Here is a 1,031-nt window from a genome sequence, read left to right as displayed (position 1 = left end):
AAAATTTTACTACTTTAATTCAAAAAATTCTTTACTTTAATATGAAATTTATTAATGGATTTAGATAAATTCAAAATGAAGACTATATTAATATCAGGTGGCGCAGGATATCTCGGAACTGAGTTAACACAAGATTTACTTAAAAAATATAAAGTCATTGTGTATGACAAGCTATATTTCCCTTGGTTATATAAAAATAGAAATAAATTAAATAATTCAAAAAATTTAAAATTTATTAAAAAAAATATTTCAGAAGTTAAAGTTGAAGATTTTAAAGATGTTGAAATAGTTTGTGATTTAAACGGAATTTCAAATGATCCATCCTCAGAATTAAATCAAAAACATACCTGGTTAGTAAATTATCATCACAGACTGAAATTTGCTAGGACAGCTAAAAAAGCAAACATAAAAAGATATATTTTTAATTCAACTTGTTCAGTATATGGATTCAGCAAAAAAAAAGTCTATGAAAATGGTGCAAAAAAACCAATTAGTACTTATGCAAAAGCTAATTTGAAAGCAGAGACTGCAATTTACAAATTAAAAAACAATAACTTTAAAGTAAATTCTTTAAGAAACTCAACTTTATTTGGTTTTTCTAATGCGATGAGATTAGATTTGGTAATAAATATTTTTGTTTTAAATATTATGAAAAAAAGGATGATAACTGTTGATGGAGATGGTAATCAATTTAGGCCTTTTATATCAGTCAAGGATGTTTGTAAGATATATAATATCTTAATTGCTAAAAATAATTTACCATCATTTATTTGTAATATAGTCTCATTCAATTCAACAATCAAATCCATTGCTTATAAGATATGTAATACACTAAAAATGAATAAAAAAATCATAAAATTTCAAAATAAGTCAACAGATAAAAGAAATTACTTGGTAGATTCAAAAATATTTAAAAAGTACTTTGGAGTTAACTTTAAATTTTCAAGTTTTAAACATGAAGTTAAGAACTTAAGAAAAAATTTGAAAAAATTTAAATTAGATTTTAACAAAAATACGATTAGAATGAAATT

Annotated in this window: 1 protein-coding gene; it reads left to right on the top strand. The window is 22.4% G+C overall.

All coding sequences use genetic code 11. The annotated features are described in order from the left end of the window. Window positions 1–75 precede the first annotated feature (75 nt). Window positions 76–1,031: SDR family oxidoreductase (locus ACTT9D_RS07430; protein WP_440931145.1), on the top strand; the 956-nt coding region annotated here is incomplete at its 3' end.

The organism is Candidatus Pelagibacter sp. (genome assembly GCF_052049815.1).
Classification (GTDB): Bacteria; Pseudomonadota; Alphaproteobacteria; order Pelagibacterales; family Pelagibacteraceae; genus Pelagibacter.
This window is presented reverse-complemented; position numbering and strand designations above follow the sequence as displayed.